A 15,845-nucleotide genomic window follows, 5' to 3' on the forward strand; every position below is an offset into this window, starting at 1 on the left:
CTGGAATTGCGCCGTTACCGATGGTCGAAGACGACCGTCTTGGTCGCCGACATGTCGTAGAGCGCCTCGAATCCCTTCTCGCGACCATGGCCCGAGCGGCCGAAACCGCCGAAGGGCAATTCCACGCCACCGCCCGCGCCATAGCTGTTGACGAAGACCTGCCCCGCCCGCACCCGCTTGGCCAGCCGGTGCTGGCGCGCGCCGTCACGCGTCCAGACGCCGGCGACGAGACCGTAGTCGGTGCCGTTTGCGAGCCGCACCGCCTCGTCCTCGCCCTCGAAGGAAAACAGCGACAGAACCGGTCCGAAGACTTCTTCGCGGGCTATCCTCGCCGCCGGATCGACGGCGCCGAACAGCACCGGCGCGGCATAGAAGCCACCCTGCGGCGCATGCTCGTCCACGGCGCCGCGCGCCAGCATGGCAATGCCGGAAGCCTCGGCCTCATCCACCATGGCGGCAACGCGGGCGCGCTGGCGGGCGCTGACCAGCGGTCCGAGATCGCGTTCGGGGTCGGCGTCGTGCGGACCGGCGACCAGCTTCGCGAAACGGCCGGCCAGCGCTTCGGCAACCGCGTCATAGGCCGGGCGCTCGATCAGCACGCGACTGCCGGCCGAGCAGGTCTGCCCGGCGTTCTGGATAATGGCGTTGACCAGCACCGGCAGCGCCTTGTCGAGATCGGCGTCGGCGAAGACGATCTGCGGCGACTTTCCGCCAAGCTCCATGGTCACACCACGATTGTTGAGGGCCGCCGCCTGCTGGATGGCGGTGCCTGTTCCCGGCGAGCCGGTGAAGGTGACGTAATCCACCCCGGGATGGCCGGAAAGGGCCGCGCCCGCCTCGCTTCCGGTGCCGGTCACCACATTGAACACGCCTTCGGGAAAGCCGGCCTCCAGCGCCAGTTCCGCGATGCGGATCGTGGTGAGCGAGGCGTCCTCCGCCGGCTTCACCACCAGCACATTGCCCATGGCGAGCGCGGCCCCGGCGACCCGCGCCAGAATCTGCAAGGGATAGTTCCACGGGATGACGCCCGCCACCACGCCGTGCGGTTCGCGCAGGGTCAGCGCCGTGTAGCCCTCGAGGAAGGGGATGGTGTCGCCATGAAGCTTATCGGCCGCGCCGCCGTAGAATTCGTAATAGCGCATGGTGGCCGCCACGTCCGCGCGACCCTGCCGCAAAGGCTTGCCGGTGTCGCGCGATTCGAGCGCCGCCAGTTCCTCCGCATCGCGCTCGACCAGTTGGCCAAGCCGCGTCAGCAGCCGCCCGCGCTCCACGGCCGGCATGGCGCGCCAGGGACCCTCGTCGAAAGACTTTCGCGCGGCGCGCACCGCAAGGTCAACGTCCTCGGCGCGAGAGGCTGGAATGGTGGCGAACACCTTGCCGTCAGAGGGGCAGACCACCTCGATATGCGCGCCCGACACGGCCTCGACCCGCCTGCCGCCGATCACCTGACGCCATGCGGCCTGCCCTGGAGTTTCAGCGTCCATGTCGAGCTTTCTCCCTTGCATCGCCTTGGTTCGGGCCCGCCCCGCCCTAGAATGATACGGAGGCCGGGTGACGTGAGCGTCGTAACCCGCTGCGGCCACGATTTGGAATTCGTAACAATGCCAGCGCTGCGACGCCATGGCGCTGGTCAAATTAAATCGATTAGATTATATCCGCTACATCGTCCCGACGATGCCGAACAACATGGATATGCTCACGGACACCCCATGACCAGCCAGATCATTCCCGTTGATCCTTTCGACTTCATCATCTTCGGCGGCACCGGCGACCTGTCGGAACGCAAGTTGCTCCCTTCTCTCTATCACCGGCAGCGCGATCACCAGTTTTCCGAGCCGACGCGCATCATCGGCGCCTCACGTTCGAAGATGAGCGATGACGAATTCCGCGCCTTCGCCCGCAAGGCCATCGAGGAGCATGTCGCGCCCGACTATATCGACAAGGCCGAACTGGACGAATTCCTTGCCCGCATCACCTATGTCGCTGCCGATGCGGTGAGCGGCGACGGCTTCGAGGACCTGAAGGCGGCGATCGGCGACAGCGCCAGCATCCGCGCCTTCTATCTGGCGGTGGCGCCCGCCCTGTTCGGCGACATTTCGCGCAATCTGAAAGCGCACGAGCTCATCACGCCCACCTCCCGCATCGTGCTCGAAAAGCCGCTCGGGCGCGATCTCGCCTCGGCGCGCGCGCTGAACGATCTGGTCGGCGAGAATTTCCCCGAGAGCCAGATTTTCCGCATCGACCACTATCTCGGCAAGGAGACGGTGCAGAACCTGATGGCGCTGCGCTTCGCCAATGCGCTCTACGAGCCGCTGTGGAACTCCGCCCATATCGACCATGTCCAGATCACCGTGGCCGAAACCGTGGGACTGGAAGACCGCGTCACCTATTACGACAAGGCCGGCGCGCTGCGCGACATGGTGCAGAACCACCTTCTCCAGCTCCTGTGCCTTGTGGCGATGGAAGCCCCGTCCTCCATGGACGCCGACGCCGTGCGCGACGAGAAGCTGAAGGTTCTGCGCGCGCTCAGGCGCATCAACGGCAACGAGGCCCCCAGACACACGGTGCGCGGCCAGTATCGCGCCGGCGCATCGGCCGGCGGGCCCGTCAAGGGCTATATCGAGGAACTGGGCAAGGAGAGCGGCACCGAAACCTTCGTCGCCATCCGCGCCGAAATCGAGAACTGGCGCTGGGCCAATGTGCCCTTCTATCTCAGGACCGGCAAGCGGCTGGCCACCCGCGTCTCGGAGATCGTCATCGAGTTCAAGCCGATCCCGCATTCGATCTTCGGCGACGGGGCCGGCCCGATCTTCGCCAATCAGCTCGTCATCCGCCTTCAGCCCGACGAAGGCGTCAAGCAGTTCATCATGATCAAGGACCCAGGTCCCGGCGGCATGCGGCTGCGCCAGATTCCGCTCGACATGAGCTTCGCCCAGTCCTTCAAGGGCCGCGCGCCGGATGCCTATGAGCGGCTGATCATGGACGTAGTGCGCGGCAACCAGACCCTGTTCATGCGCCGCGACGAGGTCGAGTCGGCATGGAGCTGGATCGACCCGATCCAGCAGGCATGGGAAAGCGCCAGGCAGGAAGTGCAGGGCTATACGGCCGGCACATGGGGCCCGTCCGCCTCCATCGCGCTGATCGAACGCGACGGACGCACATGGCACGAAAGCACATGAGCTTGGCGGCGAATGATTTCGACTGGACCGGGTTCCCGACCCGGGAAGCGCTGGCCGACGCGCTGGCCGACGCGGTGGCGCAAAAGCTCGCCACCTCGATCGAACGCCGGGGAACGGCGCTGCTCGCGGTTTCGGGCGGCACGACGCCTGGCCGCTTCTTCGAAGCGCTTTCGACGCGCGGCATCGCGTGGGACAGGGTGACGGTGACGCTGGTGGACGAGCGTTTCGTGCCGCCCTCTTCGCCGCGCTCCAATGCGGCGCTGGTGGCCGACAAACTCTTGCGCAACGCGGCTGCCGCCGCGCGCTTCATGCCGCTCTACCATCCGGCGGAGAACGCCGCCGCCGCCGCCGCCATGGCGGAGCAGGACCTCGCCGCCCTGAAATGGCCGCTCGACGCCGCCATACTCGGCATGGGCGCGGACGGGCACACCGCCTCCTTCTTTCCCGACGCCGATACGCTTTCCACGCTGCTCGACCCGGCCAGCGCACGCAGGGTTCTGCCGGTCGATGCGCCAGGCGCCGGCGAGCCGCGCCTGACGCTTTCAACGCCGCGCCTGATCGAGGCAGGCTTCCTCGCCCTGCACATCGAAGGGGCGGAGAAACGCGCCGTGTTCGAGGCGGCGATGAAAGATGACGAAGACAGGAAGCCGATCCGGGCGGTGATCGACGCCTCGCCGCGTCCGGTGAAGGTGTTCTGGGCTCCCTGAAGGGTACAGGAACAAGCCGCCTAAAAACGATGGCGGCAACAGGGAAGGACCATCCGATGACAGCCAGAAGCGATATCCAAGCCATCACGGACCGGATCAGGGAGCGCTCGCGCCCAAGCCGCGAAGCCTATCTCGCCCGCATTGCAGACGCCGCCGGAAAATCCGCGAACCGCGCGGTGCTGGGCTGCGGCAACCTCGCCCACGGCTTCGCCGTGTGCAGTCCGCAGGAAAAGACGGCGCTGTCGGGCGACACTGTGCCGAATCTCGGCGTCATCACGGCCTATAACGACATGCTCTCGGCCCATCAGCCGTTCGAGACCTTCCCCGCCCTCATCAAGCAGGCGGCGCATGAAGCAGGCGGCATCGCGCAGGTGGCCGGCGGGGTGCCGGCCATGTGCGACGGCGTCACGCAAGGCATGCCCGGCATGGAGCTGTCGCTGTTCTCGCGCGACGTCATCGCCATGGCCGCCGCCATCGGCCTTTCGCACAACATGTTCGACGCAGCGGTCTTCCTCGGCGTCTGCGACAAGATCGTGCCCGGTCTTTTGATCGCGGCGCTGACTTTCGGCCATCTGCCGGCGGTGTTCATCCCCGCGGGACCCATGACCAGCGGTCTGCCCAACGACGAGAAGGCGCGCGTGCGCCAGCTCTATGCCGAAGGCAAGGTCGGCCGCGCCGAATTGCTGGAAGCCGAATCGAAATCCTATCACGGCCCCGGCACCTGCACCTTCTACGGCACCGCCAATTCCAACCAGATGCTGATGGAGATCATGGGTCTGCACACGCCGGGCGCGTCCTTCGTCAATCCCGGCACGCCGCTGCGCGACGCGCTGACTAGGGAAGCCGCCAAACGAGCGCTCGCCATCACAGGGCTCGGCAACGCCTACACGCCGGTGGGGCGCATGATCGACGAGCGCGCCATCGTCAACGGCGTCGTCGGGCTGCACGCCACGGGCGGCTCCACCAATCACACCATCCACCTCATCGCCATGGCGGCGGCGGCCGGCATCAGGCTGACTTGGCAGGACATTTCCGAACTTTCGGAAGCGGTGCCTCTGCTGGCGCGCGTCTATCCGAACGGGCTTGCCGACGTGAACCATTTCGCAGCTGCGGGCGGCATGGGCTTTCTGATTCGCGAGTTACTCGACGCCGGCCTGCTGCATGAGGACGTGCAGACGGTGTGGGGCGATGGCCTGCGCGCCTATGCGGTGGAAGCGAAGCTTGGGGCCGACGGCTCCGTGGTCCGTGAAGCCGCGCCCGTGACAAGCGGCGACGAAAAGGTGCTTGCGCCCTTCTCCAAGGCGTTCCAGCCGACGGGCGGCCTCAAGGTGCTCGCCGGCAATATCGGCCAGGCCATCATCAAGACCTCCGCCGTCAAGCCGGACCGGCATGTGATCGAAGCGCCGGCGCGCGTGTTCGACAGCCAGCAGGGTCTGAGCGACGCTTTCCGGGCAGGCGAGCTGACCGGCGATTTCGTCGCCGTCATCCGCTTCCAGGGGCCGAGGGCCAACGGCATGCCGGAGTTGCACAAACTCACCACCGTGCTCGGCGTTCTTCAGGATCGCGGCCAGCGCGTCGCGCTGGTGACGGACGGGCGCATGTCCGGCGCTTCCGGCAAGGTGCCGGCGGCGATCCACGTCACACCCGAAGCGCTGGAAGGCGGCGCGATCGGCAAGATCAGGGATGGCGACATGGTGCGGCTCGACGCAACGTCCGGAACGCTCGAACTGCTGGTTCCGGCCGCTGAAATGGCGCTGCGCGCGCAGCCGACCCCCGATCTGTCCGGTAACGAATATGGTTTCGGACGCGAGTTGTTCGCCGGCTTCCGGCATCTTGCCGGCCGCGCCGATCATGGAGCCAGCGCCTTCGCCAGCGCCGCCTGATCAGAAGCGGGGGCGGGAAAGTCCGGCTGCGAGCCAGGCGGACGTGACGGTGTTGGCCATCAGCATGGCGATGGTCATCGGCCCGACGCCGCCCGGAACCGGGGTTATCGCACCCGCCACATCCGCTGCGCCGGCATAGGCGACGTCACCGACCAGCCGCGTCTTGCCCTCGCCCTTCTCCGGCGCGGGAATGCGGTTGATGCCCACATCGATGACGGTGGCGCCGGGCTTCACCCAGTCGCCCTTCACCATTTCCGGCCGGCCGACCGCCGCCACCAGAATATCGGCGGTGCGGGCGAGCGCCGCCAGATCCTTCGTGCGCGAATGGGCGACAGTCACCGTGCAGTTGGCCGCCAGCAGCAGATTGGCCATCGGCTTGCCGACGATGTTGGAGCGGCCGATGACCACGGCGTTGAGGCCGGACAGGTCCTTGCCGCGCACGCGCTCGATCAGCAGCATGGACCCGGCCGGCGTGCAGGGCACGAAGGCGGTTTCCGCCTCGCCGGCCCCGAGCTTGCCGACATTGACGAAGGTGAAGCCGTCGACGTCCTTTTCCGGCGCGATGGCCTGAATGACCTTGCCGCTGTCGATATGATCGGGAAGCGGAAGCTGGACCAGAATGCCGTGAATGGCCGGGTCGGCGTTCATCCCGCCGATCAGCTTCAGCAAATCCGCCTCATCCGTGTCGGCGGCCAGCGTGTGCTGCACCGAATGGAAGCCGCAGTCCTTCGCCGTGCGCGACTTGTTGGCGACATAGACCTGACTGGCCGGGTCTTCGCCGACGATCACCACGGCGAGCCCGGGCTTGCCACCGCCCTTCGCGGCAAGATCGGCGGTGAGCGCCTTCACCTTTTCGACCACCTCGGCCGCCGTTTTCCTGCCGTCGATGACTTTGCTCATACTGCTCTCCATCTGCGCTGCCCGCCCGCATATGATGCGAAGATTTCACGCCAGGCCCACGTCTATGCGTCGCCGGATGCCCTAAACCCGAAAAGGCTGCTTCGGAAGACCGGAATTCAGCGCCGGGAGCGCTGGCGGGCGAGATCCTGGGTCGCTGCGCGGAACTGGCGCAGGCTGGCGCGGATTTCCTCCACGGAGGGCGGGTGACCGAGCGGTGGAACGCCGCCGCCGCCAGCCGGGCCCACGCCAGGCGAATCAGCCTGCCCGCCAGCAGGCGGAACATCCTGCGGCGAAGTTGCAGCGCGAGCGGGCGACGTGGAGCCATTGGCATCCGCCTCGGCGTTTACGGCGACCTTCGGACGTCGCAATGCCGCGACAAGTCCGGCCGCAAGTCCAACCAGCAGGCCTGCGAGCGGCATGAAGGCGGCGACAGCGCCATAGGAATTCCACAGAAGCAGGGCGGCCGCGATACCGATCAGCGCCCCGAGCAAAGTAAGCCGCAGGATCAGGGGACGCGAGGCCGCGATAGCGGGCCTGACGAGGACGACAGTTTCCTCTTCCGTCGTTTCACCGTGTTCGGCGGAATCAGGGGCGAAAGGCGATTCGATGATTTCCGCCCCGGCCTGCTCCCCGTGGCCGGGTCGCTCCTGCTGTTCGGACGGCTGTTCTTCGACAATGGCAGGCGGCTCCGGTGTCGGCGACACCTCTTCCTGCACAGGAAAATCGGCGATCTGCGCGCTCTCGGCGGGCGCCGCCTCTGAAACCGGCGGGGCCGATTCCTCGGCCTGCGTTACAATCTCCAACGGCGTCGGCGGCACGACATACGGCGTTTCCGGCGGCGCGGCGGGATGGATTTCAGCTTCCCGCTCCTGGCGTGCGGCGGAGTCGCGCTGGAAACGGGCAAGCCGGTGGCGCTCGGCAGCCGTGCGACGCCAGTCGGGCGTCTCATCGCCGGCCTCTGCCGGGCTTTTGGGCAAATCCTCATCCTCCCCGCGCATGGCGCGGGCCAGCGCCGCAAGTGCGCGTTCGCGTCTCCAGTCCTCCGGGCTCTGTCTGTTGCTCATTGCGCGCCGCCAGCTCACGATCGGCCGTAGGGTCGGCCAAAAGTTAATTCAGGTTAAACGAACAGCGCAAATAAAAGGTTAATTTTTGTCGCCGCCGACGCCTTCATCCCCTGCCCGGCGCTTTGCCCGCGGTTAAATCCGGCGCGGGCCGAAAAAGCGCGTTGACAGGACAGTCCCGCCCGCTTACATGAGCGCCACCAGCCCAGATGGCGGAATTGGTAGACGCGCACGGTTCAGGTCCGTGTGCCGCGAGGCGTGGAGGTTCGAGTCCTCTTCTGGGCACCATTTCCCTTTTGATCTCTGCCAGATCAAACACTTAAGCCTTTTCAAAAAGTTGCGCGCGCCTTACCGTGCGACGAAGACGTGCGGCATGAGGCTTCGGCCTGCGCCTCCAAAGGAAACGAAAAGACTTTTCGAATCCCTGATCCGAACAGCGCGTTCAGGGCTGGTTGAACGTCGTTTCAAGCAGACGGCAGAAATTGCGCCTGCATCGCAGTCCTACAACAACTCGCTGCTGATATCTTCCGCGATCAGACCGTACAGATGTTTCGCTGCGGGAGGCAATGCGATTCCCTTGCGGATGATCATGGTGAAGCGCCTGTGGAGTTCGGGCTCGACGATTCGCCGGATTCGGCATTTCGTGGCGTAGGAGAGGTTGGCGATCGAGGCCGTCAGGACAGCGATGGCAAGACCGGCGTTTGCAAAGGCAAGCAGCGTCTCTCCCTGAATACAGGAATACTCTACCGTAAAGGACAATCCCCGTTCCTCGGCAGCCTTGGAAATAATCTGATGCACAACGGTGTTCGGATAAAACATCACCAGTGGATGTTTCAGGACAGCATCCAGCGTAACCGTTTCAGCATCGTCATCCGGACCGATCCAGGCGTGGGGAATCACAGCCAGAAGCGGCTCGGCGCGGCCATTTTCGAACACCATTTCCGGGTCCGAAAGCACAGGGCCCACGCCGAAATCCGCCTTGTCCTGCTTCAGCGCGTTGAGGATTTCGGCTGATTTGTATTCGCCGATGGAGACTTTCACATCGGGAAAGACATCCTTGAAAGATTTAATGACGTAAGGGAGGCGCGCCGCGGCATAGGTCGGCGAACAGGCGATGCGGACATGACCCCGCCTGAAGTCGATATCTTCGTGAATGTGGCGAAACGTCGTTGAAAGCGCCGCGATCGAAACCCGCGCCTGGTCCAGCAACATCCTGCCCGCCGACGTCAGCTCCAGATGCCGTGTGGTGCGCAGAAAGAGCATGACGCCCAGTTGCGATTCGAGATCCCTCACCTGCATCGATATTGCGGACTGGGAGCGGCCAAGCGCCTTGGCCGCGGCGTGAAACGACCCGAAATCCGCAACGCAGACGAAGGTGTTGATCAGCTTGAGATTGACATGGGTGATGTCCTGAACGGTCCGGGGTCTGATCATGGTAGCTCCGGGTGCCGATGGGCGGCGCGGCCGCCGCCAGACGTGCCGCGACTGGCAGGTCAAGGATAGACAAGGCGCGCCCCACCATCAAGCGGGACGCGCGTTTCATGCAAAAGCCTTTCGTTCAGACAATGCTCCGGCGCAGCCTGCCTTTGGCCCGTTTGAACAGCGGCAGGAGCAGAAGTCCGGCCGAAAGCAGCAGGAATACGACCGAGATCGCGCTGCTGGCGAAAATCCCGACATCACCGTCCGACATGATGAGAGAACGGCGCACATTCTGCTCAAGGATCGGCCCAAGGACCAATCCGAGAAGAACAGGCACCGAGGGATAGCTGAACTTGCGGAAACAATATCCGAGCACGCCAAAGCCCATCGCCATGCCGAGGTCGAAGAACGAATAATTGACGCTGAACACGCCGTAGACGACGATCCCCATGACGATCGGGAAGAGATAGGCAGCGGGGATGAATACAAGCGAGGCAAGCACAGGCGTGAGCACAATCGTGAGCACGACCAGCATCAGGTTGCCCGTATAGAAGGTCCCGATCACCGGCCAGACGAAATCGGGATGCTGCTCGAACAGCAGCGGTCCCGGCTGAAGGCCAAGCATCAGCAACCCGCCGAGCATGATCGCCGTGGTTCCCGAGCCCGGAATCCCGAGCGTGAATAGGGGAATCATCGCCGCGTAGGAGGCCGAATTGTTGGCCGCCTCGGGGGAGGCGATGCCTTCCGGCGCGCCGTGCCCGAATTTTTCAGGATGGCGGGAAATCTTCTTTGAGAATGAGTAAGAGAATATCGTGGCCGCCGTGGCCCCGGCGCCGGGCAGAACCCCGACGACGAAACCAATGATCGAGCCGACGCCCAGATCCTTCCATGTCTTCGCCACGTCACTGAGACGCGGGAGCAGCGCCCTCAGGGAATAGCGTGTGCGAGCGACCTTGGGCGCGGTGTCGTTCACGCTCGCCAGGATTTCACCCACCCCGTACATCCCGATTGCGATGACCGTGAACTCGATGCCCTCCAGCAACTCGAATGTTCCGAAGTTGAAGCGCGGCGATCCGCTGACGATGTCGAGCCCGATCGTGCCCAGCCAAAGCCCAAGGCCGAGAGCGGCGAAGCCCTTCGCCTTGTCCTCCCCGCCAAGCGAAGTGGAGAAGATGAGCGTCATGACCATCAGGGCGGTCATTTCGATCGGCCCGAAGCGCAGGGCGAACTCCGCAAAGGGGGCGGCAATCGCGGTGAACAGGAAGATGGCGATGAAACCGCCGACGAAGGAGGCAAACGTCGCAATGCCCAGGGCGCGCCCGGCCTCACCGGCCTTCGCCATCGGATAGCCATCGAGCGTGGTCATCATCGCAGCGCTCTCGCCGGGAATGCCGAGCAGGATCGAGGTGACCGCCCCGCCATACATCGCGCCGTAATAGACACCTGCAAGACCGGCGACGGCGACCGCGGGCTCGAATGTCACGACGATGGGAAGCAGGATTGCAAGGGCGGCCGGCGGCCCCATCGCCGGCAACACGCCGATCGCCAGGCCGAGCAAGACGCCCAGCAACGTCGCCAGCAGCATCGGCCCGCTTGTGGCGGCTGACAGGCCATAGAAGAGGTCAGAAAAGATTTCCATTTTCGTATCCCTCAGAACAGCCCGCGGGGCATTGGAACACCAAGGGCCCAGTCAAAGACGGCCCACGCCAGCACCGTGAAAAAGATCGCAGTGAACACGCCGATCCCAAGACGCGCCGGCCTGAAGTCCGGGACGAGCGCCAGGAAGCAGGCAAAGACATAGAATGGGGTGAGGGCAATCATCCCAACATATGGGGCGAACACGATGAACAGCGCGGTGAAGCCGACAAGAAGGCCGGCACGAAACAGTTCGACGCGGCTTGCGGGCTCGACCGGGGTCCCGGCCTCCGGATCATCGGAAGCCTTGCCTTCGCTGGTCCGCTTTTTCGAGACAAGAGACGTTCCGACGCTGACGAGCATGATGGCGCCCGCAATCGCGGGGAAGAAACCCGGCCCGGTGATCGTGCTGGAAAAGATGCCGTAGCGATAGGATTGCCAGATGACGAAAACGGCAAAAGCCGCAAATAGCGATGTGAAGAATTTTTCGGCCGTGAGCACCCGCATTCACATCCTCCCCGATGGGTTACGTAACAGCAGGCTCCGGACAGCGGCCACCGGCTGCGCCAGCCGCATCGTCTCTCCGGAGCCTGCCGGGCGTGTTATTTCTCGATGGTTTTCAGATAATCCGCGTAGAGCTTGGTGATTTCAGGAATTCGCGCTGCAAATTCCTCTGCGTCCCAGAACAGCGGCACGGAGTTGTTGCGCTCCACATACTGCGTCTTCCAGGCCTCGCTTTCCGCAACTTTCTTCATCGTGTCCTCCCAGAAGGCGACCGCCTCTTCGGGCGCATCCTTGGGCATCACGACGCCGCGGTAGAGCATCAACTCAATCCTGGAGCCGAGCTCCTTGAAAGTCGGCACATCCGGCAAGGAGGCGAGCCGTTCCGGCGAAGTCACCGCAACCGCCTTCACACGGCCGGCTTCGATCTGCGCCATCACTTCGGAAGCGTTGCCGAATTGCAGATCGATATGGCCGCCGAGCAGCGCAGTGGTCACCTCGCCGTCGCCATTGAAGGGAACGGGACGAACCTCCACGCCGAGTTCGTCACCGAGCGAAACCGCCAGAAGGGCGGGATCGGTCACCGGGCCGGTATTGCCGATGCGAAGGACTTTCTTCGCCCGAATGTCATCCAGCGTCGCAATGCCGGATTGGGCTTCCGTAACGAGAATGAAAGGATCGCCGGCAATGACGGCGACGGGCTGGAAATCTTCCACTTTCGCAGGCGATTGGCCCATCAATGGCGCAACGAAGAAGCTCGTGGCGATGGTCCCAAGGATATAGGGGTCACCCTTGCGCTGCGCCACGTAGTTGTAGGCGATCGCGCCGCCGCCACCGGGCTTGTTCTCCACGAGCATTTGCGTGGGGCTCAACTTCTGGTCGTTGACGATCCCCGCAATGGTTCGGGCAATGATGTCCGAACCGCCGCCGGGCGAGGATTGCACGATCAGCGTCGTGTCCCGCTCGGGGTAATCGGCCGCCATGCCGGATGTTGCGATCATGCTGCAGGCCGCCGTCGCCACGGCGAAAATGAGTTTGCGCGTTGACATGTGTTTCCTCCCAAAAGCTGTGCGGGCCGGTGAGGCGCGCGCCACCACCGGCGGGTTCATGCACTACCTGTTGCGTTTGTATTCCTTGATGATTCCGTCCTTCGGCTCGAGACCGAAGCCGGGCTCCTGAGAGACGTTCAACCAGCCTTTCTCCGGCTGGGGAACGTCTTCAAAAAGCGCGTTGTACGTCATCCACTTGTGGAAATGGTATTCCACAAGGCCGCCATTCAAAACGCCAGCATGAAGCGCGATGTTGTGCGGGCCGTTTCCGTTGCCGTGACCAAGGGGCACATTGTAGGCGCGGGCTTGGGCGGCGATTCTCAAACTGGCGGTAAGGCCTCCATCATTGTTGATGTTGGGCTGAAGATAGTCGACAGCGCCCGCTTCCAGATAATCCCGCGCCTTGAAATGCTCATTCTCGGCGGCGGCGACGCGAATGCTCGTCTGGCTCCTGAGATGGGCCAGATTGCGCGGCTCGTTATAATGCACGGGCTCTTCGATGAAAGTGATGTCGAGCTCTTCGCACAGCTTGCACAGGCGCACCGCATCGGGCAGCGACATGCGTAGATTGCCGTCCATGGAGAGCTTTACGTCCGGGCCGACGGCCTCGCGCATCGCCGCCATGCGGTGATAATCGTCGTCAGGATCGGGGATAGCCTGACGGCCAACGGTATTCTTCAGATGATCGTAGCCCAGCGAGACGAGATGAGCAGCCTCGGCGGCCAGCTCTTCCCGGCTGTAGACCGGCGCGCCGTCATAGGCGGCGCCATGCGTGATGTAGACCGGCACGCGGTCGCGCGCGCCGCCGATGAGGTGGTGCACCGGGCGGCCGGTCGCCTTTCCCTTGATGTCCCAGCAGGCGATGTCGATCATCGCCATGGCCGAAACGAGAACGCGGCCCAGCGGGCGCTCCCACGTATGGCGGTCGAAAAGCTGAGGTATCCGGTCCGTGCGGAAGGGGTCGACACCTTCCTCGATGATGCGGGGCGCAAGGTATTTTTCGATCAGGTCGATCGCCAGCGGATGGGTGTAGCCGCTTGTCGACCAGCCGACGACGCCGTCATCGGTCTCCATTTCCAGAAGAAGCGCGCCCTCCTTGTTGGGACGGTCACGGAAAGGCGGGGGCGTGATGGGAATCCCCTGGAGATCGTGGATCGAGATTCTCGCAATCTTCTGGCGCGGCGCAGCGACAGAAGACCTGTAAAGCATGGTTTCATTCAGCATCGGATACCTCCTGCGCCGATAATAGCGATTCCGACACGTCAGAAAATCGAGTTAATCTCGTGTATTATTCAGATTTCCTGATGAATTGGCGTGCGAAGGAATACGTTGCGTGAAAGCAGCCAAACCTGCTGCCGACGCGCGATTTCCGTGTGATCGCGCGATACCCACGTTGGAACATTGCGCCTTAGGCTTGCGCACCCGATAGGGGGAGGCGAAAGTCGGAAGGCCTTGGCCTCAAGACCATCGGTCAGCGATCCGGGTGGTTTGTATGTCGTCTTCAAGCGGGCGGCAGAAAACAGGAAGGTCCCTTCAATTCTGTCGAAGCGCCGAGGTCGCCACAGACAAGTCCACACGGTGCGTGAAACATCGTCCACGCTGGAAGGACGTCGCGCCGGCGCAAGACCGTAGCATCTAGGCTCAGCACCTGTTGATTTGATGCGTCTGATGTGATTCCGGCTCCACAAGGAGACTGAATCACGAGCGACCTTTACTGGCTAACGGAAGAGCAAATGGCGCAGCTTGCGCCATATTTTCCCAGGAGCCGCGGCAAGCCGCGTGTGGATGACCGTCGTGCTTTGAGCGGAATGCTTCAGGCCCATCCGAGCTTTCTCCAGGCCAGTTCCGCCAACAGCGTAATGTAGCGTGCCGTTGCGTTCCAGCTCACAATCGATGCGGTGACGGTCGATGAGCGAGATCGCCAGCGCCGGTTTTTTGCCAGTGCTGCCGAAACATCGCCGGTCACCAGCCACAGACCGGCATTGACGAGTCCGACATTGTGCTGGCGCGGCTAAAGCCGGATTTGCTGGCCTGGGCGAGGTGCAGCGTCATCGGCGCGGACGGGACCGCTGCTTCTCACTGGCCATGGGAGCGTGAATCGTTGAGCATCCCGCCTGCATCTCTGGTCCCTCAGACGGCGAGCGCGGCGCAGGCAGCGGCGATGCGCGTCAGAGCCTCACGCAGTTCTTCCTGCGAAGTCGCATAAGAGATGCGGAAGAAGGGCGAAGCGCCAAAGGCCGAGCCCGGCACCACCGCGACTCTGGCCTCGGTCAGCAGATAGGCGCAGAAATCGCGGTCGCTTTCGATCTTCCGGCCCTGTGGGGTGGTGCGCCCGAGCATCCCCGCACAGCTTGCAAACGTGTAGAACGCGCCTTGCGGGCATGGGCAATCGATGCCGTCGATGGCGTTGAGGCCGTCCACGATCAGATCACGGCGGATGCGGAAACTGTCACGGCGTTCGACGAGATAGTCCTGCGAGCCGGTCAGCGCCTCGATCGCCGCCGCCTGGGAAATGGAGGAGGGGTTGGAGGTGGACTGACTCTGGACCACGGACATGGCCTTGATCAAGGTCGCTGGCCCGGCCCCATAACCGATGCGCCAGCCTGTCATGGCGTAGGCCTTGGAGACGCCGTTGACAGTCAGGATGCGATCACGGATAGCCGGCTCCAGCGCCGCCGGCGTGACGAAGCGGAAACCGTCATAGACGATGTGCTCATAGATATCGTCGGCCAGCAGCCATACGTGCGGATGGTTCAGAAGCATGTCGAGCAACGGGCGGTAGTCGGCTTCCGAATAGGCCGCGCCGGTCGGGTTGGAAGGCGAGTTCAGCATCAGCCAGCGCGTGGCAGGCGTAATGGCGCGCTCAAGCGAGGCGGCCGTCAACCGGAATCCGTTGGCTGCGTCGCAGGCGACCAGCACCGGCACACCGCCGGCGATGCGGATCATGTCGGCATAGGAGGTCCAGTAAGGTGTCGGCACGATCACTTCGTCGCCGGGGTCGAGCGTGGCCATGAAGGCGTTGAAGATGACCTGCTTGGCTCCGGCGGAGACGCTGATTTCGCCGGTCGAAAAATCGAGCCCGTTGTCGCGCCGGAATTTTTCCCGCACAGCCTCCTTCATGGCCGCCGAGCCGTCGAGGGCGGTGTATTTGGTTTCGCCGCGCCGCATTGCCCTGAAAGCCGCTTCCTTCACCGGGTCCGGCGTATCGAAGTCGGGCTCGCCCGCCCCGAGAATGATGACGTTGTGGCCTTCCCGGCGCATGGCTGCGGCGCGCGCCCCGATCTGGAGGATTTCGGAAACGCCGATGTCGGCGATGCGGGCCGCCGCCCTGAAAGGCGCGGCAGCTACATCCGGTCTGGTGAGCATTGTCAGATCCTCATTCGATATCGAATGACACGCCCTGTGCGAGGGGGAGTTCTTTGGAGTAGTTGATGGTGTTGGTGGCGCGGCGCATATAGGCCTTCCAGGCGTCGGAGCCGCTCTCGCGCCCGCCGCCGGTCTCCTTCTCGCC

General features: G+C 63.8%; 12 protein-coding genes, 1 tRNA gene and 1 pseudogene. 5 read left to right on the top strand and 9 right to left on the bottom strand.

All coding sequences use genetic code 11. From position 1 onward, the window contains the following. Nucleotides 1-14: 14 nt before the first annotated feature. Nucleotides 15-1,484, bottom strand: coding sequence for an aldehyde dehydrogenase family protein (locus ABID44_RS18015; protein WP_354153073.1), 1,470 nt, complete (start codon nucleotides 1,482-1,484; stop codon nucleotides 15-17). A 225-nt stretch (nucleotides 1,485-1,709) separates the two neighbouring features. On the opposite strand from ABID44_RS18015, the gene zwf reads away from it, so the two are divergent. The 3 genes from zwf to edd are packed head-to-tail and all read left to right on the top strand — an operon-like array spanning nucleotide 1,710 to nucleotide 5,769. Further along, complete coding sequence (gene zwf, locus ABID44_RS18020) at nucleotides 1,710-3,179, top strand: glucose-6-phosphate dehydrogenase (RefSeq protein WP_354153074.1); 1,470 nt, start codon at nucleotides 1,710-1,712, stop codon at nucleotides 3,177-3,179. After that, on the top strand, nucleotides 3,161-3,886 hold the full coding sequence (gene pgl, locus ABID44_RS18025) for a 6-phosphogluconolactonase (protein ID WP_378226467.1): 726 nt from the start codon (nucleotides 3,161-3,163) through the stop codon (nucleotides 3,884-3,886). The genes zwf and pgl overlap by 19 nt, the downstream gene beginning before the upstream one ends. A gap of 56 nt (nucleotides 3,887-3,942) precedes the next feature. Further along, the gene (edd, locus tag ABID44_RS18030; RefSeq protein ID WP_354153076.1) at nucleotides 3,943-5,769 is read left to right on the top strand and encodes a phosphogluconate dehydratase; all 1,827 of its coding nucleotides are present in this window, start codon (nucleotides 3,943-3,945) and stop codon (nucleotides 5,767-5,769) included. On the opposite strand, the gene ABID44_RS18035 is transcribed toward edd, so the two are convergent. Continuing rightward, nucleotides 5,770-6,669, bottom strand: coding sequence for a bifunctional methylenetetrahydrofolate dehydrogenase/methenyltetrahydrofolate cyclohydrolase (locus ABID44_RS18035; protein ID WP_354153077.1), 900 nt, complete (start codon nucleotides 6,667-6,669; stop codon nucleotides 5,770-5,772). It abuts the gene before it with no gap. A gap of 116 nt (nucleotides 6,670-6,785) precedes the next feature. Beyond that, on the bottom strand, nucleotides 6,786-7,733 hold the full coding sequence (locus ABID44_RS18040) for a hypothetical protein (protein ID WP_354153078.1): 948 nt from the start codon (nucleotides 7,731-7,733) through the stop codon (nucleotides 6,786-6,788). A gap of 200 nt (nucleotides 7,734-7,933) precedes the next feature. Here ABID44_RS18040 and ABID44_RS18045 point away from each other — a divergent pair. Beyond that, nucleotides 7,934-8,018 (top strand) — tRNA-Leu (locus tag ABID44_RS18045). A 213-nt stretch (nucleotides 8,019-8,231) separates the two neighbouring features. Here ABID44_RS18045 and ABID44_RS18050 read toward each other — a convergent pair. The 5 genes from ABID44_RS18050 to ABID44_RS18070 form a co-directional block, all read right to left on the bottom strand. Then, nucleotides 8,232-9,164 carry a LysR family transcriptional regulator gene (locus ABID44_RS18050; protein ID WP_354153079.1) on the bottom strand — a complete coding sequence of 311 codons (933 nt, stop codon included), beginning with the start codon at nucleotides 9,162-9,164 and terminating at the stop codon, nucleotides 8,232-8,234. Between the two features lie 124 nt (nucleotides 9,165-9,288). Further along, nucleotides 9,289-10,788 (bottom strand): tripartite tricarboxylate transporter permease, encoded by a 1,500-nt coding sequence (locus tag ABID44_RS18055; protein WP_354153080.1) that lies wholly within the window; start codon nucleotides 10,786-10,788, stop codon nucleotides 9,289-9,291. 11 nt (nucleotides 10,789-10,799) lie between these two features. Continuing rightward, nucleotides 10,800-11,291 carry a tripartite tricarboxylate transporter TctB family protein gene (locus tag ABID44_RS18060; RefSeq protein ID WP_354153081.1) on the bottom strand — a complete coding sequence of 164 codons (492 nt, stop codon included), beginning with the start codon at nucleotides 11,289-11,291 and terminating at the stop codon, nucleotides 10,800-10,802. Nucleotides 11,292-11,386: 95 nt separating this feature from the next. Continuing rightward, nucleotides 11,387-12,334, bottom strand: a complete 948-nt coding sequence (locus ABID44_RS18065; protein ID WP_354153082.1) for a Bug family tripartite tricarboxylate transporter substrate binding protein — start codon at nucleotides 12,332-12,334, stop codon at nucleotides 11,387-11,389. Between the two features lie 63 nt (nucleotides 12,335-12,397). Beyond that, nucleotides 12,398-13,558 carry a mandelate racemase/muconate lactonizing enzyme family protein gene (locus ABID44_RS18070; protein WP_354153083.1) on the bottom strand — a complete coding sequence of 387 codons (1,161 nt, stop codon included), beginning with the start codon at nucleotides 13,556-13,558 and terminating at the stop codon, nucleotides 12,398-12,400. A gap of 509 nt (nucleotides 13,559-14,067) precedes the next feature. Between ABID44_RS18070 and ABID44_RS18075 the strand changes: the two are divergent. Beyond that, a pseudogene (locus tag ABID44_RS18075) lies at nucleotides 14,068-14,148 on the top strand (IS5/IS1182 family transposase); the annotation flags it as partial. Between the two features lie 316 nt (nucleotides 14,149-14,464). Here ABID44_RS18075 and ABID44_RS18080 read toward each other — a convergent pair. Then, nucleotides 14,465-15,700 (bottom strand): pyridoxal phosphate-dependent aminotransferase, encoded by a 1,236-nt coding sequence (locus tag ABID44_RS18080; protein WP_354153084.1) that lies wholly within the window; start codon nucleotides 15,698-15,700, stop codon nucleotides 14,465-14,467. Nucleotides 15,701-15,845: the final 145 nt, after the last annotated feature.

It is taken from the genome of Aquamicrobium ahrensii (genome assembly GCF_040545755.1).
Classification (GTDB): domain Bacteria; phylum Pseudomonadota; class Alphaproteobacteria; order Rhizobiales; family Rhizobiaceae; genus Mesorhizobium; species Mesorhizobium ahrensii.

Bases quoted from the DNA above. Each gene is read 5' to 3' on its own strand.
- ABID44_RS18015 (WP_354153073.1), bottom strand. From the start codon at position 1,484: ATGGACGCTGAAACTCCAGGGCAGGCCGCATGGCGTCAGGTGATCGGC.
- zwf (WP_354153074.1), top strand. From the start codon at position 1,710: ATGACCAGCCAGATCATTCCCGTTGATCCTTTCGACTTCATCATCTTC.
- pgl (WP_378226467.1), top strand. From the start codon at position 3,161: ATGGCACGAAAGCACATGAGCTTGGCGGCGAATGATTTCGACTGGACC.
- edd (WP_354153076.1), top strand. From the start codon at position 3,943: ATGACAGCCAGAAGCGATATCCAAGCCATCACGGACCGGATCAGGGAG.
- ABID44_RS18035 (WP_354153077.1), bottom strand. From the start codon at position 6,669: ATGAGCAAAGTCATCGACGGCAGGAAAACGGCGGCCGAGGTGGTCGAA.
- ABID44_RS18040 (WP_354153078.1), bottom strand. From the start codon at position 7,733: ATGAGCAACAGACAGAGCCCGGAGGACTGGAGACGCGAACGCGCACTT.
- ABID44_RS18050 (WP_354153079.1), bottom strand. From the start codon at position 9,164: ATGATCAGACCCCGGACCGTTCAGGACATCACCCATGTCAATCTCAAG.
- ABID44_RS18055 (WP_354153080.1), bottom strand. From the start codon at position 10,788: ATGGAAATCTTTTCTGACCTCTTCTATGGCCTGTCAGCCGCCACAAGC.
- ABID44_RS18060 (WP_354153081.1), bottom strand. From the start codon at position 11,291: ATGCGGGTGCTCACGGCCGAAAAATTCTTCACATCGCTATTTGCGGCT.
- ABID44_RS18065 (WP_354153082.1), bottom strand. From the start codon at position 12,334: ATGTCAACGCGCAAACTCATTTTCGCCGTGGCGACGGCGGCCTGCAGC.
- ABID44_RS18070 (WP_354153083.1), bottom strand. From the start codon at position 13,558: ATGCTGAATGAAACCATGCTTTACAGGTCTTCTGTCGCTGCGCCGCGC.
- ABID44_RS18080 (WP_354153084.1), bottom strand. From the start codon at position 15,700: ATGCTCACCAGACCGGATGTAGCTGCCGCGCCTTTCAGGGCGGCGGCC.